The organism is Pseudomonas sp. I2, assembly GCF_040984075.1.
Taxonomy (GTDB): domain Bacteria; phylum Pseudomonadota; class Gammaproteobacteria; order Pseudomonadales; family Pseudomonadaceae; genus Aquipseudomonas; species Aquipseudomonas guariconensis_B.
Genome location: NZ_JBCGFQ010000055.1, coordinates 1 through 22,202 on the forward strand (window position 1 = coordinate 1; position 22,202 = coordinate 22,202).

General features: G+C 65.5%; 18 protein-coding genes. 13 read left to right on the forward strand and 5 right to left on the reverse strand.

Annotated elements, in window-relative coordinates; genetic code table 11:
- The coding region (locus WCE05_RS22070) for a PAAR domain-containing protein (protein ID WP_368816560.1) at positions 1 to 292 on the reverse strand (292 nt) is incomplete at its 3' end.
- A 360-nt stretch (positions 293 to 652) separates the two neighbouring features.
- On the opposite strand from WCE05_RS22070, the gene WCE05_RS22075 reads away from it, so the two are divergent.
- The 7 genes from WCE05_RS22075 to yghU all read left to right on the forward strand — a co-directional run bounded on the left by WCE05_RS22075 (position 653) and on the right by yghU (position 8,424).
- On the forward strand, positions 653 to 1,678 hold the full coding sequence (locus WCE05_RS22075) for a polyamine ABC transporter substrate-binding protein (protein ID WP_225789629.1): 1,026 nt from the start codon (positions 653 to 655) through the stop codon (positions 1,676 to 1,678).
- On the forward strand, positions 1,675 to 2,592 hold the full coding sequence (locus WCE05_RS22080) for an ABC transporter permease (RefSeq protein WP_225789630.1): 918 nt from the start codon (positions 1,675 to 1,677) through the stop codon (positions 2,590 to 2,592). Before WCE05_RS22075 ends, WCE05_RS22080 begins: the two co-directional genes overlap by 4 nt.
- Positions 2,593 to 2,598: 6 nt before the next feature.
- The gene (locus WCE05_RS22085) at positions 2,599 to 3,408 is read left to right on the forward strand and encodes an ABC transporter permease (RefSeq protein ID WP_225789631.1); all 810 of its coding nucleotides are present in this window, start codon (positions 2,599 to 2,601) and stop codon (positions 3,406 to 3,408) included.
- A 19-nt stretch (positions 3,409 to 3,427) separates the two neighbouring features.
- Positions 3,428 to 4,576 (forward strand): ABC transporter ATP-binding protein, encoded by a 1,149-nt coding sequence (locus tag WCE05_RS22090; protein ID WP_368816561.1) that lies wholly within the window; start codon positions 3,428 to 3,430, stop codon positions 4,574 to 4,576.
- A gap of 191 nt (positions 4,577 to 4,767) precedes the next feature.
- A complete protein-coding gene (locus tag WCE05_RS22095) occupies positions 4,768 to 5,832 on the forward strand; it encodes a GlxA family transcriptional regulator (RefSeq protein WP_368816562.1) in 1,065 nt (354 codons plus the stop codon).
- Between the two features lie 253 nt (positions 5,833 to 6,085).
- Positions 6,086 to 7,294: an NAD(P)/FAD-dependent oxidoreductase gene (locus WCE05_RS22100; RefSeq protein ID WP_225789634.1), complete on the forward strand. Its 1,209-nt coding sequence runs from the start codon at positions 6,086 to 6,088 to the stop codon at positions 7,292 to 7,294.
- 290 nt (positions 7,295 to 7,584) lie between these two features.
- On the forward strand, positions 7,585 to 8,424 hold the full coding sequence (gene yghU / locus WCE05_RS22105; protein ID WP_225789635.1) for a glutathione-dependent disulfide-bond oxidoreductase: 840 nt from the start codon (positions 7,585 to 7,587) through the stop codon (positions 8,422 to 8,424).
- Between the two features lie 40 nt (positions 8,425 to 8,464).
- On the opposite strand, the gene WCE05_RS22110 is transcribed toward yghU, so the two are convergent.
- The gene (locus WCE05_RS22110) at positions 8,465 to 10,435 is read right to left on the reverse strand and encodes a choline BCCT transporter BetT (RefSeq protein WP_225789636.1); all 1,971 of its coding nucleotides are present in this window, start codon (positions 10,433 to 10,435) and stop codon (positions 8,465 to 8,467) included.
- 262 nt (positions 10,436 to 10,697) lie between these two features.
- Between WCE05_RS22110 and WCE05_RS22115 the strand changes: the two genes are divergently transcribed.
- Both WCE05_RS22115 and WCE05_RS22120 read left to right on the forward strand, forming a co-directional pair.
- A complete protein-coding gene (locus tag WCE05_RS22115; protein WP_368816563.1) occupies positions 10,698 to 12,401 on the forward strand; it encodes an amidase in 1,704 nt (567 codons plus the stop codon).
- A gap of 154 nt (positions 12,402 to 12,555) precedes the next feature.
- Complete coding sequence (locus WCE05_RS22120) at positions 12,556 to 13,479, forward strand: pyridoxal-phosphate dependent enzyme (RefSeq protein ID WP_253104559.1); 924 nt, start codon at positions 12,556 to 12,558, stop codon at positions 13,477 to 13,479.
- A gap of 3 nt (positions 13,480 to 13,482) precedes the next feature.
- Here the strand turns inward: WCE05_RS22120 and WCE05_RS22125 are convergent, their stop codons facing one another.
- Positions 13,483 to 14,382 carry a LysR family transcriptional regulator gene (locus WCE05_RS22125; protein ID WP_225789639.1) on the reverse strand — a complete coding sequence of 300 codons (900 nt, stop codon included), beginning with the start codon at positions 14,380 to 14,382 and terminating at the stop codon, positions 13,483 to 13,485.
- 112 nt (positions 14,383 to 14,494) lie between these two features.
- Between WCE05_RS22125 and WCE05_RS22130 the strand changes: the two genes are divergently transcribed.
- Positions 14,495 to 14,890 carry a RidA family protein gene (locus WCE05_RS22130; RefSeq protein ID WP_225789640.1) on the forward strand — a complete coding sequence of 132 codons (396 nt, stop codon included), beginning with the start codon at positions 14,495 to 14,497 and terminating at the stop codon, positions 14,888 to 14,890.
- Positions 14,891 to 14,920: 30 nt separating this feature from the next.
- Here the strand turns inward: WCE05_RS22130 and WCE05_RS22135 are convergent, their stop codons facing one another.
- Entirely contained in the window at positions 14,921 to 15,379 is a 459-nt protein-coding gene (locus WCE05_RS22135) for a metallophosphoesterase family protein (protein WP_225789641.1), read from the reverse strand.
- A 259-nt stretch (positions 15,380 to 15,638) separates the two neighbouring features.
- Here WCE05_RS22135 and WCE05_RS22140 point away from each other — a divergent pair, with 259 nt between their 5' ends.
- From WCE05_RS22140 to WCE05_RS22150, 3 genes are all read left to right on the forward strand, one after another.
- Positions 15,639 to 16,736 carry a carboxynorspermidine decarboxylase gene (locus tag WCE05_RS22140; protein WP_225789642.1) on the forward strand — a complete coding sequence of 366 codons (1,098 nt, stop codon included), beginning with the start codon at positions 15,639 to 15,641 and terminating at the stop codon, positions 16,734 to 16,736.
- Between the two features lie 32 nt (positions 16,737 to 16,768).
- A complete protein-coding gene (locus tag WCE05_RS22145) occupies positions 16,769 to 18,013 on the forward strand; it encodes a saccharopine dehydrogenase family protein (protein WP_225789643.1) in 1,245 nt (414 codons plus the stop codon).
- 333 nt (positions 18,014 to 18,346) lie between these two features.
- Entirely contained in the window at positions 18,347 to 19,654 is a 1,308-nt protein-coding gene (locus WCE05_RS22150; RefSeq protein ID WP_368816572.1) for a substrate-binding domain-containing protein, read from the forward strand.
- A 46-nt stretch (positions 19,655 to 19,700) separates the two neighbouring features.
- Here the strand turns inward: WCE05_RS22150 and WCE05_RS22155 are convergent, their stop codons facing one another.
- On the reverse strand, positions 19,701 to 21,938 hold the full coding sequence (locus WCE05_RS22155; protein ID WP_368816564.1) for a TonB-dependent siderophore receptor: 2,238 nt from the start codon (positions 21,936 to 21,938) through the stop codon (positions 19,701 to 19,703).
- Positions 21,939 to 22,202 lie beyond the last annotated feature (264 nt).

Here is a 22,202-nt window from a genome sequence, read left to right on the forward strand (position 1 = left end):
GTACCTCGCCATGCAAGGGCGCCACCACCCTGTTGCGGCCACTGGGGCATCCACACGCGACCAGCGAGCCATCCATCGCCAATGGCTGGCCATTGGAAATCCACCCGAGATAGCCCTCCACGACGATCCCAGGTTCGCCACACAGTGGGCATTCAGTGGTTGCATCCCCAACCCGCAGGACCTTGCGCCCCTCGCAGAGATAGCCCTCGCCACTGGCGATGCAGATCGCCCCCGTCGTGGTGATGTCACCGTCTACTGCCTGGCCTCTGCCCTCGAGACTGACGCGGTACATATGCAGGTTCCTTTGCCTGGAAAAGCTCCGAAACCTAACAGGTGCAAGCGGGCCTGTTGCCTTGGCGCTGACAAAAGAGACCTTTCCTACACCGCACAGGAAAGATTCTGCAGCCCAATCGCGACCCGACAGGCTCAGCGATGAGCCTGCCGCTGGCACGGCACAAATGATGGCCGGTAGCCTCACACCTCTTGCCAAAAACTTGGAATACCATAATATGATATCCCGTAGACCTTGAGTTTTCGGCCGACTTCACAAGCACAACACGGCCACGCGACATCCTTTGCAAAGCTGCTCCCCGAATACATGGCGGGCGACAGGAAGCCCGCTGAAATAACAAAAGCAACGAGGGCGTTAACCATGCTGTTGAGCAAACGTGTAACCGCAGTGCTGTCCGCCAGCCTGCTGACCCTGGCCTGCCAGGCCACCCTGGCCGCAGACAGCCTGAACTTCGTCAGCTGGGGCGGTACCACCCAGGACGCCCAGAAACAGGCATGGGCCGAACCCTTCAGCCAGAGCAGCAAGATCAAGGTCGTACAGGACGGCCCCACCGACTACGGCAAGCTCAAGGCCATGGTCGAGAGCGGCAACGTGCAGTGGGACGTGGTCGACGTCGAAGCCGATTTCGCCCTGCGTGCCGCCAGCGAAGGCCTGCTCGAGCCCCTGGACTTCTCCACCATCCAGCGCGACCGCATCGACCCGCGCTTCGTCTCCGACCACGGTGTCGGCTCGTTCTTCTTCTCCTTCGTGCTCGGCTACAACGAAGGCAAGCTCGGCGCCAACAAGCCGGTGGACTGGTCGGCCCTGTTCGACACCCAGACTTACCCAGGCAAACGCGCCCTGTACAAGTGGCCAAGCCCCGGCGTGCTGGAGCTGGCCCTGCTGGCCGACGGCGTGCCGGCCGACAAGCTCTACCCGCTGGACCTGGACCGCGCCTTCAAGAAGCTCGACACCATCAAGAAGAACATCGTCTGGTGGGGCGGCGGCGCCCAGTCCCAGCAACTGCTGGCCTCCGGCGAGGCCTCGCTGGGGCAGTTCTGGAACGGCCGGGTCTATGCCCTGCAGCAGGACGGCGCGCCGGTCGGCGTGAGCTGGAAGCAGAACCTGGTCATGGCCGACTTCCTGGTCATCCCCAAGGGTGCCAAGAACAAGGACGCGGCCATGAAGTTCCTGGCCAACGCCAGCAGCGCCAAGGGCCAGGCCGACTTCGCCAACCTCACCGCCTACGCCCCGGTCAACCTGGACAGCATCGCCCAACTCAAGCCCGACCTGGCGCCGAACCTGCCGACCGCCTACGCCCAGGACCAGGTGACCCTGGACTTCGCCTACTGGGCGAAGAACGGCCAGGCCATCGCGGCCCGCTGGAATGAGTGGCTGGTCAAATGAAAGTCGCCATCAACGCCCTGCACGACACGCAAGGCGCCCCCAGCGGCACCGGCGCACCAGGGGCGGCCGTGGGCCGCCCATCCCTGAGCCAACGCTGGCGCGGCAGCCGCAACCTGTTGCCGGCCCTGCTGTTTCTCGGCCTGTTCTTCTTCGCCCCGCTGATCGGCCTGTTGCTGCGCGGGGTGCTGGAGCCGGTGCCAGGGCTGGGCAACTACGAGCAGTTGTTCGCCAACTCGGCCTATGCGCGGGTGCTGTTCAACACCTTCTCGGTCGCTGGCCTGGTCACCCTGATCAGCGTGCTGCTGGGCTTTCCCCTGGCTTGGGCGATCACCCTGGTGCCACGCGGCTGGGGCCGCTGGCTGCTGAACATCGTGCTGCTGTCGATGTGGACCAGCCTGCTGGCGCGCACCTACTCGTGGCTGGTATTGCTGCAAGCCTCCGGGGTGGTGAACAAGGTGTTGATGGCCGTCGGCATCATCGATGCGCCGCTGGAGCTGGTGCACAACCTCACCGGCGTGGTGATCGGCATGAGCTACATCATGATCCCGTTCATCGTCCTGCCGCTGCAGGCGACCATGCAGGCGATCGACCCGATGGTGCTGCAGGCCGGCTCGATCTGCGGCGCCAGCCCCTGGACCAACTTCTGGCGGGTGTTCCTGCCGCTGTGCCGCTCGGGCCTGTTCTCCGGCGCGCTGATGGTGTTCGTCATGTCCCTGGGCTACTACGTCACCCCGGCCCTGCTCGGTGGCGCGCAGAACATGATGCTGCCTGAGTTCATCGTCCAGCAGGTGCAGTCGTTCCTCAACTGGGGGCTGGCCAGCGCCGCCGCCGCGTTGCTGGTGCTGATCACCCTGGTGCTCTTCTACTTCTACCTGAAGCTGCAGCCGGAATCGCCGGTCGGCAACGCGAGGTAAGCCGCCATGCTCCTGACTCCCAACGCCATGGGCCGCCCGCTGCGGGTGGGCCTGTACCTGACCACCGGCGTGATCGCGGCCTTCCTGCTGCTGCCGATCCTGTTCATCGTGCTGCTGTCGTTCGGCTCATCCCAGTGGCTGGTGTTCCCGCCGCCGGGCTGGACCTTCAAGTGGTACGGCCAGTTCTTCTCCAACCCCGAATGGATGGACGCGGCCCTGGCCAGCCTCAAGGTCGCCGTGCTGACCACCCTATGCGCGGTGCTGCTGGGCCTGCCCACGGCCTTCGCCCTGGTGCGCGGGCGCTTCCCGGGCCGCGAGTTCCTCTATGGCCTGTTCACCCTGCCGATGATCGTGCCGCTGGTGATCATCGCCGTGGCGGTGTACGCACTGTTCCTCAAGCTCGGCTACACCGGCACGCTGTTTTCCTTCGTGGTCAGCCACGTGATCGTCGCCCTGCCCTTCACCATCATCTCGATCATCAACTCGCTCAAGCTGTTCGACCAGTCGATCGAGGATGCCGCGGTGATCTGCGGCGCCTCGCGCCTGCAGGCGATCTTCAAGGTGACCTTCCCGGCGATCCGCCCGGGGATGATCGCCGGCGGGCTGTTCGCCTTCCTGGTGTCGTGGGACGAGGTGGTGCTCAGCGTGATGATGGCCAGCCCGACCCTGCAGACCCTGCCCGTGAAGATGTGGACCACCCTGCGCCAGGACCTGACCCCGGTGATCGCCGTCGCCTCGACGCTGCTGATCGGCCTGTCGGTACTGGTCATGGTCATCGCCGCCGCCCTGCGCCGGCGCAACGAAGTCAGCGCCTGAGCGCCCGGAGACAACGACAATGAGTGCAGTCATGAACGATTCCGCGCACGACAAGACCCTGGTCAGCCTGCGCAACCTGAACAAGCACTACGGCGACTTCGCCGCCGTGGACAACATCAGCCTGGACATCCAGGACGGCGAGTTCCTCACCTTCCTCGGCTCCAGCGGCTCGGGCAAGTCGACCACGCTGTCGATGCTGGCCGGCTTCGAGACGCCCAGCAGCGGCGAGATCCTGGTCCAGGGCCAGTCGCTGGTGAAGGTGCCGCCGCACAAGCGCGACATCGGCATGGTGTTCCAGCGCTACTCGCTGTTCCCGCACCTGTCGGTGCGCGACAACATCGCCTTCCCCCTGGCGATTCGCAAGCAAAACGCCGCACAAACAGCCAAGCAGGTCGATGCCATGCTCAAGCTGGTGCAACTGGAGAAGTTCGCCCACCGCCGCCCGGCGCAGCTGTCCGGCGGCCAGCAGCAGCGCGTGGCGATCGCCCGGGCACTGGTGTACGAACCGCGCATCCTGCTGATGGACGAACCCCTCGGCGCCCTGGACAAGAAGCTGCGCGAGGACCTGCAGGACGAATTGCGCCAGTTGCATCGGCGCCTGGGCATCACCATCGTCTACGTGACCCATGACCAGGAAGAGGCCATGCGCCTGTCCCAACGTATCGCCATCTTCAGCCACGGCAAGATCGTCGGTCTGGGCAGCGGCTACGACCTCTACCAGAACCCACCGAACGCCTTCGTCGCCTCGTTCCTGGGCAACTCCAATTTCCTCCGGGTCAAGGCCAGCAGCAATGGCGCGGCGGGTTTCGAGGGACAGTCGCTGGCGATCCGCCTGACCCCGGGGCTGGTTGCCGAACAGGATGCGCTGGTCATGGTGCGACCGGAGAAGGCCCTGGCGCTGACGGCCGAGCAGGCCCTGCGCGAGCCGTTGCCGGCGGGGTGGAACGAGGTCAGTGCCCGCGTGGGCGAGGTGCTGTTCCTGGGCGAGAGCCAGACCTGCCATGTAGTCACCGCCGGAGGGACCGAGATGACCGTGAAGGCGCTGTCCGCCGCGGGCATGCCGATGCTGCCCGGGGATACCGTCAAGGTGCGCTGGGCGGTGGCCGATGCCTGTGTGTATACCACCTGGGCCGAAAGCGACCTGAGCAAGGCGGCGGGCGCGCACTGAGCCAGCCTGGGTGTAATCTTGGGGGCCGCTTTCGCGGCCCCTGTGTGCTCTCTGCACGACAACAGCCCCACAGGGAACTCATAGAACGCAAGGCGCCTTACCCCGCTCCCCCGGCATGTACTACCATGGGCCAAGGTCAGGGCCGACCTCAGTCCATGCGCCTCCCATGACAGCCGAACGATTGCGCCACCATGAACGATATCGCCCACATCCCGCAGTCCCCTGCCCTGCAACCCGTCGGCCAGCCGCGCCGGCTGGTGTTCCTCGCCTACCCCCAGATGGGCCTGCTCGACCTGACCGGCGCCCAGACGGTGTTCTGGGCCGCCACCAAGGCCATGGGCGAACGTGGCCTGCCCGGCTACCAGATGCATACCGCCAGCCTCGAAGGCGGCCTGCAGCCGACCGCCGAAGGCCTGGCAGTAGCCACCGAGCGCCTCGCGCCCCTGATGCACCAGCCCGTCGATACGCTGATCGTGCCCGGCGCACCGGACATCATCCGTACCCTCCCCGATCATGCCCCCCTGGTGGCCTGGTTGCGCGAGGCGGCCAAAGGCGTGAGGCGCACCGCCTCGGTGTGCAGCGGCACCTTCCTGCTGGCCAGCGCCGGCCTGCTCGACGGCCGTCGCGCGGCCACCCACTGGGCCATGTGCGATGTCCTGCGCCGGGACTTTCCGGCGGTGGAGGTGGACAACGAGTCGATCTTCGTCCAGCAGGACAAGGTCTGGACTTCTGCCGGCGTCAGCGCTGGCATCGACATGGCCCTGGCACTGGTGGAGGCCGACTGTGGCCGTGAGGTGGCGATGCAGGTGGCGCGGGAGCTGGTGGTGTTCCTCAAGCGCCCCGGCGGGCAGGCGCAGTTCAGCGAGCTGCTCAAGTCCCAGGGCCAGGACTGCGCCGAGTTCGAGGCGCTGCACCTGTGGCTGAGCCAGCGCCTGGACGACCCACGCCTGAGCGTGGAAAGCATGGCCCAGCAGGTGCGCATGAGCGTGCGCAACTTCTCGCGCGTCTACAAGGCCAAAACCGGCCGCACGCCGGCCAAGGCCATCGAGGTGTTCCGCCTGGAAGCCGCACGCCGCTTGCTGGAGAACTCCACCAGCAACATCGACCAGATCGCCCGCCACTGCGGCTTCGGCACCGAGGAGCGCATGCGCCATGCCTTCCAGCGTCACCTGGCGGTGTCGCCACGGGACTACCGCAGCCGCTTCACCCGCCCGTTCAACCTTGCCGGCGTCGCCCTCCCCGCCAACCCGCTCTAGGGCGTTCGACCGGGCTGGCCGAAAGTCAGGGTTTTTTGGCCTATGTGGCGCACGCCGTTGCGCTTAGCATCGATTCCAGCCCATCCGCCAACAAACGCATGACCCCAAGAACGACAACAGGCCAGACCGTGTCCGGCGACACGCAGATACCGCGTGCCCGCCAGCCACGCATCCACTGAGCGGTATCCTCTCCAGGCCTCTGGAGAACGCCCTCGGGGATGCATCTGCCCGTCACTTTCTCCAGGAGCACAACATGAAACGACAGATTCTGATTATCGGTGCAGGATTCGCTGGTCTGTGGAGCGCCCTGAGCGCTGTACGCCTGCTGGACCAGCATGGCCGGGACGATGTCGAGGTGACCGTGCTCGCCCCCCAGGCCGAACTGCATGTCCGCCCGCGCTTCTACGAAGCCGACGTGCACAACATGGCAGCGCCCCTGCAGGCGCTGTTCGACGCGGTCAACGTGCGTTTCGTCAGGGGCACGGCCCAGCGCATCGACGAGGCGGCCCGTACGGTGGCCTACCGTGATCCCTCCGGTCAGGAGGCGAGCCTGGGCTACGACCGCTTGATCATGGCCTGTGGCAGCCTGCTCAATCGCCCGGATCTCGCTGGTTTCGACCAGCATGCCTTCGACGTCGACAAGATCGAGTCGGCGGTGCGCCTGGAAGAGCACCTCAAGTCCCTGGCCTCGCGACCCGACAGCGCGGCACGCAACACCGTGGTGATCGCCGGTGGTGGTTTCACCGGCATCGAGACCGCCACCGAGCTGCCCAGCCGCCTGCGGGCGATCCTGGGCGAGCAGGTCAAGCCGCGTATCGTCGTGGTCGACCGCGGCGCGAGGATTGGCGCCGCCCTGGGCGACGGCATCAGCCCGGCCATCGTGGAGGCATCCGCGGCATTGGGCATCGAATGGATCTGCGCAGCCACCGTGGCCTCGGTGGATGCCGATGGGGTGTTGCTCGACAACGGCCAGCGCATCGCCGCCAATACCGTGGTCTGGACCGTCGGTTTCAAGGCCAACCCGCTCACCGGGCAGATCAGCGGCGAGCACGACCGCCAGGGCCGCCTGCACGTGGACGGCCACCTCAAGGTCAAGGGCAACGATGCGGTGTACGCCGCAGGCGACGTCGCCTACGCCGCCTGCGACGAGGTTGGCAACCATGCGGTGATGTCCTGCCAGCATGCCATTCCGCTGGGCCGCTACGCGGGCAACAACGCCGCCGCCGAGCTGATCGGCGTGGCCCCGATGACCTACAGCCAGCCCAAGTACGTCACCTGCCTCGACCTCGGCGCCTGGGGCGCGGTGTACACCGAGGGCTGGGAACGCAAGGTCATGCCGCCCGAGGACAGGGCCGAGGCCAAGAAGCTCAAGGCGCAGATCAATACCGTGTGGATCTACCCGCCGGCAGCGGAACGCACCGCGGCGCTGGCGGCAGCGGACCCGCTGATCCCCGTGGCCTGACCGATCACGTCGCCTCGGCGCTCAGTTGAGCAGCGCTTGGCGGTCCTGGGGCTGCTTTGCAGCCCATCGCCGGCAAGCCGGCTCCCACAGGGTGGCGCCGGACTCCAGAATTGCGCTGTACCTTGCCGGCGATGGGGCGCACCGCGCCCCCGAATGCCAATAGAGCGTCTTGACTAGCGCTGAACGCCCAGGAAAGGCCCCACCGTATTTGCCCTTTGCTCCGAACCCGTGGCATAGATGCAGGTCCACGTCTTTACGTGACCGCTTCGAGCCATCAGGAGATTCCGTGCATGAGCAAGTCCCCCTACGTCCCGCCCAAGGTCTGGACCAACGACACAGCCTCCGGCGGCCAGTTCGCCAGCATCAACCGCCCCATCGCCGGCCCCACCCATGAGCAGGATCTGCCCGTCGGCAAGCACCCGCTGCAGCTCTACTCCCTGGCCACGCCCAACGGGGTCAAGGTGACCATCCTGCTGGAAGAGCTCCTCGCCCTGGGCCACCGCGGCGCCGAGTACGACGCCTGGCTGATCCGTATCGGCGAGGGCGACCAGTTCTCCAGCGGCTTCGTCCAGGTCAACCCCAACTCCAAGATCCCCGCCCTGCTCGATCGCAGTGCCGAGCCGCCGGTGCGGGTGTTCGAGTCCGGCTCGATCCTGCTGTACCTGGCCGAGAAGTTCGGCGCGTTCCTGCCAACCACCCCGGCGGCGCGTACCGAGAGCCTGAACTGGCTGTTCTGGCAGATGGGCGCGGCACCCTACCTGGGCGGCGGCTTCGGCCACTTCTACGTGTATGCGCCAGAGAAGTTCGAATACGCCATCAACCGCTTCACCATGGAAGCCAAGCGCCAGTTGGATGTGCTCGATCGGCGCCTGGCCGAAAGCCGCTACCTGGGCGGGGACGAATACAGCATCGCCGACATCGCCGTCTGGCCCTGGTACGGCCAACTGGTGCGCGGCAACCTCTACGACGCGGCCGAGTTCCTCGCCGTGCACGAGTACACCCATGTGCGCCGCTGGGCCGAGGAGATCGCCCAGCGGCCGGCAGTGCAGCGTGGCACGCGGGTCAACCGGACCTGGGGCGACGAGCAAAGCCAAGTGCCGGAACGCCACTCGGCGGCAGACCTGGATTGACCGCACGGGCCGCTCCGGCAAGAGCGGCCCCGCTGCCACCTCAGCCCACCAGGTGCAGGAAGTGCATGTGCCGCTCGAAGTGATCGAGAATGTCGCCGATCACCTCCTCCTTCGACCACCCCATCACATCATGGTCCTGCCCGCCTTCACGCAGGTGCACCTCGGCGCGGAAGTACTTGCGCTCCTCACCCGGCGTATCGCTCATGACGAAGCTGGGCATGGTGTAGGCATGGGGCCTGATCTCGTAGACGAAGGGATGGTCGCTCGGCCCCACCTTGAGCGTGACACTGCCGCCCTCACCCTCCTCCACGCTGCATTCATAGCCCTGCCGGCGCCACTCCTCGGCCACCGACTGGCAGGCCGGCAACCCCACTTCGGCGATGAACCGCAGCACATGCGCCCGGCGCGGGAACATGGCCAGGGTGCGCAAACGCCGCTGCCAGTTGCCGGCGGCGCGGGAGGCGGTCGGCGAGATCGCCAGGGCCTGGTAGCGCAGGCCGCGCTTGGTGGCGTCGAGCTTGAGCGCCTTGAGCAGCCCGCGCATGCTGCACAGCAAGGCGATGGTGAACGGTAGCGCACTGGCGATGGTCGCCGTCTGCAGGGCCTTGAGGCCGTCGGCCAGCAACAAGGCGATGGCCACCACGCCCATGCTCGCGGCCCAGAAGATACGCTGGCGGACTGGCGTGTGCTCCTGCCCACCCGAGGCGAGCATGTCCACGACCATGGCGCCGGAGTCTGCCGAGGTGACGAAGAACACCAGCACCATGACGATCGCCAAGGTGCTGATGGCGCCGGCGAACGGGAAGTGCTCGAGGAAGGCGAACAACGCCAGCGAAGTGTCCTGGTCCACCGCCCGGGCCAAGTCGGTCAAGCCCTCGTCGAGGATCATGTGGATCGCCGTGTTGCCGAACACGGTCATCCACAGCAAGGTGAAGCCGGTCGGCACCAGCAGCACGCCGGTGACGAACTCGCGGATCGTCCTGCCCCGGGAGATGCGTGCGATGAACAGCCCGACGAAGGGCGACCAAGCCAGCCACCAGCCCCAGTAGAACAGCGTCCAGCCGCCGATCCAGTCGGTGGGTTGGTAGGCATAGAGGTTGAGGGTACGGCTGACGATTTCGCCCAGGTAGCCGCCGGTGTTCTGCACGAACGTCTGCAGGATCAGCACCGTCGGCCCGAGCAGCACCACCATCAGCAACAGCAGCACCGCCAGGCCCAGGTTCAGCTCCGACAGGCGGCGGATGCCCTTGTCCAGGCCGGAAACCACCGACAGGGTGGCGAGGAAGGTGGTGCCGATGATCAGCACGATCTGCACCGGTATCGACACCGGCACGCCGAACAGCGCGTTGAGGCCGGTATTGATCTGCGCGACACCGAAGCCCAGCGAGGTGGCCACCCCGAACACCGTGCCGATGATGGCGAAGATGTCCACCGCATGACCGATCGGCCCATGGATACGCTCGCCAATCAACGGATAGAGCGCCGAGCGCAAGGTCAGCGGCAGGCCGTGGCGGAAGCTGAAGTAGGCCAGGATCAGGGCGACGATGGCGTAGATCGCCCAGGCATGCAGGCCCCAGTGGAAGAAGGTGATGCGCATCGCGTCGGAGGCCGCCATCACCGTGCCGCCCTCGCCCACCGGCGGCTTGACGAAGTGCATCACCGGCTCGGCGACGCCGAAGAACATCAAACCGATGCCCATGCCGGCGGAGAACAGCATGGCGAACCAAGTGGTGCTGCTGTAGTCCGGCGTGCTGTGGTCGGGGCCAAGCTTAATGTCGCCATAGCGGCTGACACCGAGGAACACCACGGTGCCGAGGATGATCGCCACCGCCAGGATATAGAACCAGCTGACGTTGCCGATGATCCAGCCCTGGATGTGCGCGAACAAGGCCTGGGCATGGGACTGGAAGACGCTGGCATAGAGCACCAGCACCAGCAGCAAGGCAGCGGAAATCCAGAAGACTGGCGGGTTGACGGTGGAGGTGGAGGCAGATTCTGGCGTATTGGGCATGTATCGGTGGCTCCGGATCGTTGATCTTGCCAGCCCCAACGCGGGCGACATGGGCCTGGGCTTGGTACGAAAAGCGCCTGAGCAGCGCTCGACGGCTTTTCATGCAAAGCCTAAGACTAGACTGCGACCCGTCAACTTCGCCTGCGTTCCCTCCATCGTGCCGCGCTGCAACAAACCATTGCCACGCTGCATGCCTGCGCCCGGCAAGGGCTTCTTGCTACACTCGCGGCCATGATTTTCCACCTGCACAACTGGTGACAGCATGATCGAGGTAACCGAGGTTTCCATTGCCGAGCTGCGCGACGCGCTCGAGACCGGCCGCACGACGGCGGTCGAGCTGGTCAAGGCCTACCTGGCCCGCATCGACGCCTATGACGGAGCCGACACCGCCACTGCCCTGAATGCCGTGGTGGTACGCAACCCTGACGCACTCAAGGAGGCCGAGGCCTCCGATGCCCGCCGGGCCCGGGGCGAAACCCTCGGCCCGCTGGATGGCATCCCCTACACCGCCAAGGACAGCTACCTGGTCAAGGGCCTCACGGCCGCCTCCGGCAGCCCGGCGTTCAAGGACCTGGTGGCCCAGCGTGACGCCTTCACCATCGAGCGCCTGCGTGCCGCTGGCGCCATCTGCCTGGGCAAGACCAACATGCCGCCCATGGCCAACGGCGGCATGCAGCGTGGCGTCTACGGCCGTGCCGAAAGCCCGTACAACGCCGCCTACCTGACCGCGCCGTTCGCGTCCGGCTCCTCCAACGGTGCCGGTACCGCCACCGCCGCCAGCTTCTCGGCCTTCGGCCTGGCCGAGGAAACCTGGTCCAGCGGTCGCGGCCCGGCGTCCAACAATGGCCTGTGCGCCTACACCCCCTCGCGCGGGGTGATCTCGGTGCGTGGCAACTGGCCGCTGACCCCGACCATGGACGTGGTGGTGCCCTATGCCCGGACCATGGCCGACCTGCTGGAGATCCTCGACGTGGTGGTCGCCGACGACGCCGATACCCGCGGCGACCTGTGGCGCCTGCAACCCTGGGTACCGATCCCGGCCGCCTCGCAGGTGCGCCCGGCCTCGTACCTGGACCTGGCCGCCGACGCCAGCGCGCTCAAGGGCAAGCGTTTCGGCGTGCCACGCATGTACATCAATGCCGACCCCGAGGCCGGCACCTCGGAGAAGCCAGGTATCGGCGGCCCGACCGGCCAGCGCATCAATACCCGCGCCAGCGTCATCGATCTGTGGAACCAGGCCCGCCAGGCCCTGGAAGCGGCCGGTGCCGAGGTGATCGAGGTGGATTTCCCGTTGGTCTCCAACTGCGAGGGCGACCGCCCCGGTGCGCCGACCGTGTTCAACCGCGGCATCGTTTCCAAGGAGTTCCTGCACGACGAGCTCTGGGAGCTGTCCGGCTGGGCCTTCGACGACTTCCTGCGGGCCAACGGCGACCCGAAACTCAATCGCCTGGCCGATGTCGACGGCATGCAGATCTTCCCCCATGACCCAGGCACCCTGCCGAACCGCGAGGACGACCTGGCTGCCGGCATGGACGAGTACGTGAACATGGCCAAGCGCGGCCTCAAGTCGTGGGACCAGATCGAGACCGTGCCGGACGGCCTGCGTGGCCTGGAGAAGACGCGCAAGCTCGACCTCGAGGACTGGATGGACGACCTCGGCCTGGACGCCGTGCTGTTCCCCACCGTGGCCGACGTCGGCCCGGCGGACGCCGACGTCAACCCGGCATCGGCGGATATCGCCTGGAGCAACGGCGTGTGGGTGGCCAATGGCAACCTGGCGATCCGTCACCTGGGCGTGCCCACCGTCACCGTGCCCATGGGCGTGATGGCCGACATCGGCATGCCGGTCGGCCTGACGTTCGCTGGCCGCGCCTACGACGACTCGGCGCTGCTGCGCTTTGGCGCGGCGTTCGAGTCCACCGGCTCGCGCCGCCTGGTCCCGCCGCGTACGCCACCGCTGGGCTGAGTCCGAGCAGGTAAGGCTTTCAGCTAGCATTGGGGCTGCTTTGCAGCCCCAATGCCGGCTGGCCAACATTGCGGCTCGCCCGCCAATGAGCTTGTGCACTCCCCGCCCCGAATGGTGCATGCTTGGGTCGTAAAACGACTCGTTGGAAACTGCCATGCCCCTGCACATCCAGACACCCCTGATCGAATCCCGCCCCCTCTCCCTGGCCACCCAGCGCTCGGTCTGGCTCAAGCTCGAAGCCCTGCAACCCTGCGGCTCGTTCAAGCTGCGCGGGGTGGGCCATGCCTGTGAGGTCCACCATGCCCGTGGCGCCCGGCACTTCGTCTGCTCCTCCGGCGGCAACGCCGGCCTGGCGGTGGCCTATGCCGGTCGCCGGCTCGGCGTGCCAGTGACCGTGGTCGTGCCGCAGACGACCACCGAGCGGGCCCAGGAACTGCTGCGCCTGGAGCAGGCCAAGGTGGTGGTGCACGGCAGCTCCTGGCAGGAGGCCAACGAACTGGCGCAGAGCCTGGTGGGACCGGGCGATGCCTTCATCCACCCGTTCGACGACCCGCTGCTCTGGACCGGCCATGCCAGCCTGATCGACGAAGTGGCCCGGGAAGGCCACAAGCCCGACGCGGTGGTGCTGTCGGTCGGCGGTGGCGGGCTGCTCAGCGGTGTGGTCGAGGGCCTGCAACGCAACGACTGGCACGATGTGCCGGTGCTGGCAGTGGAAACCGAAGGCGCCGCCTCGCTGCATGCGGCCATCGAGGCCGGGCACCCGGTGGCGCTGGAACGTATCGCATCGGTGGCCACCTCCCTGGGGGCCAAGCGTGTGGCCGACCGGGCGATGGACTGTGTGCGCCAGCATCCCGTTCACAGCGAATTGGTCAGCGACCGCGAAGCCCTGCTGGCGTGCGAGCGGTTTTTGCTCGATCACCGCGTGCTGGTCGAGCCGGCCTGCGGCGCGGCGCTGGCCCTGGCCTACACACCTGGACGCCTGGGGGAGTACCGCAATGTGCTGGTGATCGTCTGTGGCGGGGCCACGGCGACCCTGGAGCAGATTCGCAGCTGGCTGGAACAGGTGGGCGACCGATGAGCATCAAGGCCTCGCCATCACCTCGACCACCCAATCGATGAATACCCGCAACTTCGCGCCCACATGGCGATTGGGTGGGTAGGCTACATACAGCGGCATAGGCTCCAGGGCCCAGTCTTCGAACAACCGCACCAGCGCGCCGGTGGCCAGGTGCGGCCGGGCCATGTAGTCCGGCAACCAGAGCACGCCCAACCCGGCGAGCCCCGCGGCAAGATAGGCACTGCCGTCATCCACCGCCAGCACCGGCCGCCCTTGCACCTGCAAGCGCTCCTCTCCCCGGCTCAGGGCATAGGGCACCGGCTTGCCGGTGCGTGCCCAGAGAAACCCGACGACACGCTGCACCGGCCCTTCCAGCTCCAGCGGATGCAGGGGTCTCCCCAGCCGCTCCAGATAGGCCGGTGAGGCATAGACGCCCAACTGCAGGTCGGCGACCTTGCGCGCCATCAGCGACTGGTCCAGCAGTTCGCCGCCGCGCACCACGCAATCGACGTGCTCGCCGATGATGTCGACGATGCGGTCGCTCACCCCCATGTCGATCTGGATGTCCGGATAGCGCGTGTGGAATTGCGCCAGCGCCGGTATCAGCACCATGCTCGCCAAAGGGCTGGGTACATCCACCCGCAGTTTGCCCCGGGGCTGGCTAGCCGCACCGCTCAGGCTGGCCTCGGCATCCTCCAGGTCCGCCAGCAGGCGCACCACCCGCTCGTAGAACAGCGCGCCATCATTGGTCAGCCGCACCTTGCGTGTGGTGCGGTTGAGCAGGCGCACCCGCAGTCGCGTCTCCAACTGCTGCACCAGCTGGGTGACGCTGGTGCGACTCATGTGCAAGGTATCGGCGGCCTTGGTGAAGCTGCCGGCCTCCACCACTCGGGCAAACGCACGCATTGCATCGAAACGGTCCATCAGCGGCCCCGATTATTTGGGATGAACAAACAATGATAACCAGATTTGCGCATTTATCGCGCGAGCCGGGCTTCGTAGAGTAGCGTCATCACCCACCCGATGGAGATGTGCCATGACTCAGCGTGACGTCGTGTTCCCGCCAGGCCGTCAGGCCTTGTATGACATCAACCACTACTCCCCGGCGATCCGCACCAATGGCTTGCTCTTCGTTTCCGGACAGGTCGGCAGCCGCGAGGATGGCTCGCCCGAGCCTGGCCTGGAAAACCAGGTGCGCAGGGCATTCGGCAACCTCAACGCGATCCTTGCCGAAGCCGGCTGCAGCTTCGACGATGTGCAGGACGTGACACTGTTCATCGTCGATCCACAGGACAAGTTCGACACCATCTGGAACCTGGTGCGCGCGGAGTTCTGGGGGCCTGCGCCCTACCCGACCGTGACGGCGATCGGGGTCACCTGGCTGTATGGGTTCGATTTCGAGATCAAGGTGGTTGCCCGGTTGCCGGCGTAATCCCCACACCGTGTTGGAGCCACGGCCCTTTCACTCCAGCAAATTGACGATCCTCGGCGCCACCTCGCGTGCACTCACCTCGAGCAACGCAACGCTCACCGGCAACTTGAAGCGCCTGGGCCCGGCACTGCCCGGGTTGAGATAAAGCCGCCCTTCGCGCCAGTCGATGCACGGCTTATGGGAATGCCCGGTGATCACCACCCGCACGTCCCTGGCGAGCGTGTCGGGCACGTCGGCCTTGTCGTGCACCAGCAGGGTCGTCCATCCCCCCATGTCGAACTGGCGCACGTCCTCCAGCGCCTCGGCCCAGGGCAACCCGAGATCGTTGTTGCCCCGCACCACCTGCAGGGGGGCCAGTGCCGCCAGGGCATCGAGTATCTGCGGTTTGCCGATGTCGCCGGCATGGACGATCAGCTCGCAGCCTTGCAGCGCCGCGAGCGCTTCAGGTCGCAGCAGGCCATGGGTATCGGAGATGACGCCGACCTTCATGCACAGGCTCCCGGTATCGAGGATTGACCCGGCAATCATACCCTGCGATGGGCCTCGCAACGCCTCGGCTCGGTTATATCGGTGTCATATTGCCCTGTTCAACTGGGCCCTGGGGATGGCGCATGCACAGACGCGGTGGCACCGTGGTAGCAACCTGCAACAGAACTCGGACGAAATGCGCCTTGCGCCCTTTCGATATGCGGCAAGTGAAGGCACAATGCGTGTCCTTTTTTTGGCCGGCCTGGCCGGGGGCCTTTAAATGATCAAGACGCCGTATTACCTCATCGACAAACAGAAGCTGCTGGGCAACATGCAGAAGATTGCCTACGTGCGCGAGCAGTCCGGGGCCAAGGCCCTGCTGGCACTGAAGTGCTTCGCCACCTGGTCGGTGTTCGACCTGATGCAGCAGTACATGGATGGCACCACCTCTTCGTCGCTCTACGAGCTCAAGCTCGGTCGCCAGAAGTTCGCCGGCGAAACCCACGCCTACAGCGTGGCCTGGGCCGACGACGAGATCGAGGAAATGCTCGCCAACTGCGACAAGATCATCTTCAACTCCATCGGCCAGTTGCAGCGCTTCGCCGAGCAGTCCGAAGGCAAAGTCCGCGGCCTGCGGGTCAACCCACAGGTGAGCAGCTCCGACTACCTGCTGGCCGACCCGGCGCGCCCGTTCAGCCGCCTGGGCGAGTGGGACCCGGACAAGATCGAGAAGGTCATCGGGCAGATTTCCGGCTTCATGTTCCACAACAACTGCGAGAACGGTGATTTCGGCCTGTTCGACAAGATGCTCTCGCACATCGAGGAACGCTTCGGCCACCTGCTGCACAAGGTCGAGTGGGTCAGCCTGGGCGGTGGTATCCACTTCACCGGCGAGGACTACGCCCTGGACGCCTTCTGCGCGCGCCTGAAGGCGTTCTCCGAGACGTACGGCGTGCAGGTGTACCTGGAGCCGGGCGAAGCGGCCATCACCCAGAGCGCCTCGCTGGAAGTCACCGTGCTCGACACCCTGTACAACGGCAAGCACCTCGCCGTGGTCGACAGCTCCATCGAAGCGCACATGCTCGACCTGCTGATCTACCGCCTCAACGCCAAGATGGCTCCCAACGACGGCGAGCACACCTACATGGTCTGCGGCAAGTCGTGCCTGGCCGGTGACATCTTCGGCGAGTACCAGTTCGATCGTCCGCTGGCCATCGGCGATCGCCTGTCGTTCATCGACGCGGCGGGCTACACCATGGTCAAGAAAAACTGGTTCAACGGTCTGAAGATGCCGGCCATCGTGGTCAAGCAGCTCGACGGCAGCGTCGAGGTGGTTCGCGAGTTCGGTTTCGAAGACTACGTGTCCAGCCTGTCCTGACGACAGGCCTTCAGTAAGGAGAAAGGGTTAAATTGAAGAAGAACGTTCTTATCATTGGTGCAGGAGGTGTCGCCAAGGTGGTGGCCCACAAGTGCGCGCAGCATAACGACGAACTCGGTCGTATTGCGATTGCGTCGCGGAACATCTCCAAATGCCAGGCCATCATCGACAGCGTCAAGGCCAAGGGTAGCCTCAAGGTACCCGCCGACATCCAGGCCTTCGCGCTCAATGCCCTCGATGTCGAGGCGACCAAGGCGCTGATCCGCGAGACCGAATCGCAGATCGTGATCAACGTCGGTTCCGCCTTCCTCAACATGTCGGTGCTGCGTGCCTGCATCGATACCGGTGCCGCCTACCTGGACACCGCCATCCACGAAGAACCGGGCAAGATCTGCGAGACGCCGCCCTGGTACGGCAACTACGAGTGGAAACACCTCGAAGAGTGCCAACAAAAGAACATCACCGCCATTCTCGGCGTCGGTTTCGACCCGGGTGTGGTGAACAGCTACGCCGCCCTTGCGCAACAACAGTATTTCGACCGCATTGATTCGATCGACATCCTGGATGTCAATGCGGGCTCCCATGGCAAGTATTTCGCCACCAATTTCGACCCGGAGATCAACTTCCGCGAGTTCACCGGGCAAGTCTGGAGCTGGCAGAACAGCCAGTGGACCAGCAACAAGATGTTCGAGGTCAAGCGCACCGACGACCTGCCGGTCGTGGGCTCGCAGAACCTCTACCTGACCGGCCACGACGAAGTCCATTCGCTGTCGAAGAACCTCGATGTGCCGAACATCCGCTTCTGGATGAGCTTCGGCGAGCACTACATCAATGTGTTCACCGTGCTGAAGAACCTGGGCCTGCTCTCCGAGCAGCCGGTCAAGACCGCCGAAGGCCTGGAAGTGGTGCCACTGAAGGTGGTCAAGGCCGTCCTGCCAGACCCGGCCTCCCTGGCCCCGGGCTACACCGGCAAGACCTGCATCGGTGACCTGGTCAAGGGCACCAAGGACGGCCAGCCACGCGAAGTGTTCATCTACAACGTGGCCGACCACGAGCAAGCCTACGCCGAGACCGACAGCCAGGGCATCTCCTACACCGCCGGCGTACCGCCGGTGGCCGCTGCCCTGCTGGTCGCCCGCGGCGACTGGGACGCCAAGCGCATGGTCAACGTCGAGGAGCTGCCGGCCGAGCCGTTCCTCAAGGCGCTGGACGTGATGGGCCTGCCGACCCGGGTCAAGGATGAGAAAGGCGATCGTCCCTGGGACGCCGAAGCCTAAACAGCAAGACGAAGGGGCGCCATGAAGGCGCCCCTTCTGGTTTGTGCAGAGTGCACAAAGCCGGGGGCTGTTACGCACCCCTTTTCCGACTGTTCCGGCGCCCTGGCAAGGCCGCTCCCATGTTAGTGCTCTCAGTCTGTGGGAGCGGCCTTGTGCCGCGAAAGGGCTGCAAAGCTGCCCCAATTGGCACAGTGCTTCAATCACCTGGAAGTGCTGGCCTATTCGCGGGGTAAGTCGAGTCATCGAACCACCGCCCTCATGACTGCCACTGTCACCCAACGTTCACGCCACTGTCGTAATCTGCGGGACAACTCCATGCCAAAGGCCTCCGGCATGCCCCGCTTCCTCGCCCTGTTGCTCTACCTGTTCCCCCTGCTGGCCCTGGCCGAGCCGGCGCAGCTGCGCATCCAGGGCTCCAACACCATCGGCGCGGGCCTGGCACCGGCGCTCGTGCAAGGCTTGCTGCGTGCCCAAGGTGCCATGGCCATCGAGCAGACGCCTGGGGCGGTGGCCAATGAAAGCGAGATTCGCGCCCGTGACAGCCAAGGCCACCCCGTGCGCATCACGATCGCCGCCCACGGCTCCAGCACCGGCTTCACTGCCTTGGCGAGTGGCGAGGCGGACCTGGCTGCCGCCTCGCGCTCGATCAGCGACGACGAGGCGCAGCGCCTACGGAGCCTGGGCAACCTGCGCAGCAGCCGGTCGGAGCACGTCATTGGCCTGGACGGCGTGGCGGTGATCGTCCACCCCGACAACCCGCTGGCACAACTGACCATCACGCAACTGGCACAGGTGTTCTCCGGCCAGGTACAACGCTGGGAACAGCTGGGCGTACCCGGCGGAGCGATCCGCCTGTACGCGCGCGACGACCGCTCCGGCACCTTCGAGACCTTCAAGGCGCTGGTGCTCGACCCGCACCACAGCGAACTGGCCGCCCAGGTGCAACGCTTCGAATCCAGCGAAACGCTGGCCGAGCGGGTCAGGGCCGACCGCCAGGGCATCGGCTTCAGCAGCCTGGCCACGGTGCATGGGGCCAAGGTCCTGGCCATCGCCGAAGGCGACGCGCCGGCCATGCTGCCCAGACGCGCCTTGGTGGCCAGCGAAGACTATCCGCTGACACGACGGCTGTACTTCTACCTGCCCACCAATCCCCGCCCCCTGGCCCAGGCCCTGGTCGAATTCACCCAGGGCCCCGCCGGCCAGGCCATCGTCGCCGACCAGGGATTCGTCTCCCAACAGGTCAAGGCCCTGCCCGTGCCGATCCAGGCCAACATGCCGCCCCGCTACCAGGCCCTGGCCGGCGAGGCACAACGCCTGACCGTCAACTTTCGCTTCCAGGAGGGCAGCGCCAGCCTCGACAGCAAGGCCCAGCGCGATGTACAGCGGGTCGCCGATTACCTGCGCCAGGCCGGCAAGCTGCAGCGCAAGGTGGTGCTGGTGGGCTTTGGCGACCCCAAGGACACCCCGGGGCGCGCTGCCTTGCTCTCGCGCCTGCGGGCGATGGCGGTACGCCGGGAACTGGCCCGGGATGGGGTGGAAACCAGGGAGGTGACCGGCATGGGGGATGAGCTGCCGGTGGCCGACAACGACGTCGAGCAGGGACGCCTGCGCAACCGTCGGGTCGAGGTGTGGGTGTACTGAACGTTGCGAACGGGGCCGCACAGCGGCCCCGAAAAGCGCTGGGCCTTTAGAAGTCGTACCGCGTGGTCAACATGAAATTGCGCGGGTCACCGTAGTAGCCACCGTTGTAGAAGCCCAGGTTGTTGAAGTACTTCTTGTCGGTCAGGTTGTTGCCGTTCAGGGTCACCGACAGCTGGTCGGTCACCTGGTACCTGGCCATGGCATCGAGGATCAGGTAGCTCGACTGGGTGTAGCGTTCGGTTTCGCCGTTGCCTGCCGGGCTGTCCAGGTCCTTCCACACCTTGCTCTGCCAGTTGGCCGAACCGCCGACGGTCAGCTTGTTCCATACGCCCGGCAGGCGGTAGGTGGTGGACAGGCGCAGCAGGTTCTCCGGCTCGATGGTGGAGATCTTGTGGTCGTCGCCATCCCGGGTGATGCGATGGGTGAAGCCCCCTTGCACGTGCCAGTCCGGGGTCAGCTCGCCGGCCACTTCCAGTTCGAAGCCACGGGTCTTGGCGCCCTGGATCGAGCGGTAGATGCCACGGTTGGTCACAGGGTCGGTCGCCGCGAACTCCGCGAGGTTGTCCTGCTGCACCTCGAACAGCGCCAGGCTGGCATTCAGGCGGCCGTCGAAGAACTCGCTCTTGATCCCCAACTCGTAGGCATCGCCCTCCTCCGGCTCGATCATCTTGCCGCTGGCGTCCTGTTCGCTTTCATGGGGCTTGAAGATGCTGGTGTAGCTGCCGTAGACCGACCAGGTGTCGTTCAGGTCGTAGACCACCCCGGCATAGGGCACGACCACGCCATTCTCCTCCAGGTCCTGGACCTTCTCGCGCTGGTCGGTCGCGGTGGTCAGGCGCGTGCTGTCCAGTTCCCAGTTGGACAGGCGGCTACCGACGATCACCGAGAGCTTGTCGGTTGGCTTGAAACGGGCGGTCAGGTAGGCAGCCTCTTCACGCAGTCGAGTATCGACCTTGGTGAGCGGGCGCCCCCAGTCCGGCTCAGGGAAATCGCCGGCCCACTGGTAGATATTGGCGCTGCCGAAAAAGAACGGCCAATTGTCCTCGTGGGCGCGGATATCACGGTGGGAAATCCCGGCCACCAACTCGTGCTCGCGGCCCAGCAACTGGAACGGGCCGCTGGCATACAGGTCGTAGGCGTTCTGGTCGGTCTTGTAGCGGTAGCGCCCCAGCCATACGCCCATGCCACCACCGGTGGCCGCATCGGGAAAGCCACTGGCCGCCGAGCCCAGGGTGGCCGGCGAATCGGTTTCGGTACGGCTGGCCGAGGCCTTGATCGTCCAGTCGTTGGCCAGGCGCTGCTCGAGGGTGACGAACAGGTTGTCGGCGGTGTTGTCCCACTGGCTCCACTTGGCGGCGGGGTTGAACGAGCGCGACATGGCGAAGTCGTTACCATTGTTATCCAGCAGCGGCGTCGACGGCCCCCACGAAGAACCTTCCGGGCGATTGGTCTGACGGCTGAGCCCGACGCTGAGCAGGGTGTCTTCCGACAGGTCGGCCTCGACGATGCCGTACATCACCTGCTTCTTCTCGGACAGGTTGTCCATGAACGACTGGCTGTCCTCATAGGCGGTGACGAAGCGTCCGCGCACGTTGCCGCCCGGCGTCAGTGCGCCACCGATGTCGAACTCGCCACGGTAGGTGTCCCAACTGCCGGCACCGAGGGAGGCATAGCCGGAGAGCTCGCGGGTCGGCCGCTTGCGCACCAGGTTGACGGTGGCCGAAGGGCTGCCGAAGCCGCTGAGCAGGCCGGTGGCGCCACGCAGCACCTCGACGCGGTCGTAGATGACCATGTCGGTCTGGTCGATGCCGTTGCCGAAGCGAAACGCCGCCGGAACGCCATCGATCTGGAAGTTATCGATCTCGAAGCCACGGGCCTGGAAGCTGGTGCGGTTGCTGTCGAGCTTGGTGACGGTCACACCGGGCGTCTTGCCGAGTACGTCACTGATGCTGGTGAGGTTCTGGTCGTCCATTTGCTGGCGGGTGATCACGCTCACTGACTGTGGCGTTTCCCGCGGCGACAGGGCCATGCGCGTGGCGGTACGGGTGGCGCCGGTGGTGTAGGAGCGGCTGCCCTCGGTAATCTCGCCCGGGCGAGTGTCGGTGATGGCGGTGGCGCCCAGCTCCAGAGGGCCCTTGCTGCTGGCGTCCTCGGCCCAGGCCATGCTGCTCGGTGCGGCCAGGCTTGCCGCAAGAACGGCCAATGCCAGCGGCTGGCGCCGCAAGCGAACGGTGACGGCATTCCCTGCCAGGTGGACCGCGTTCAGAGAGTGGTGCTGTTGCACGCTTGTTGACCCCTAGTTGATCTGTTTGCTCGATACGTTTGGGGGCTCATCACGGGATTTATTCTTGGTTTTGAATGCATTGCCGAACGGCATGCCCGCTCTGCGGCAGGTCGGAACGAATCTTAATGTTTTTCACGATTTATTTACAATTGGGAATTAATCTCAAATATTGGATCCAGGCAAAAAAATGTAACAGCACATCGGTCGGCATTCCTGGCAAAACAGGTCTAGGCTCAAGCCCATGTGATGCCGGGCCCCTCTGAC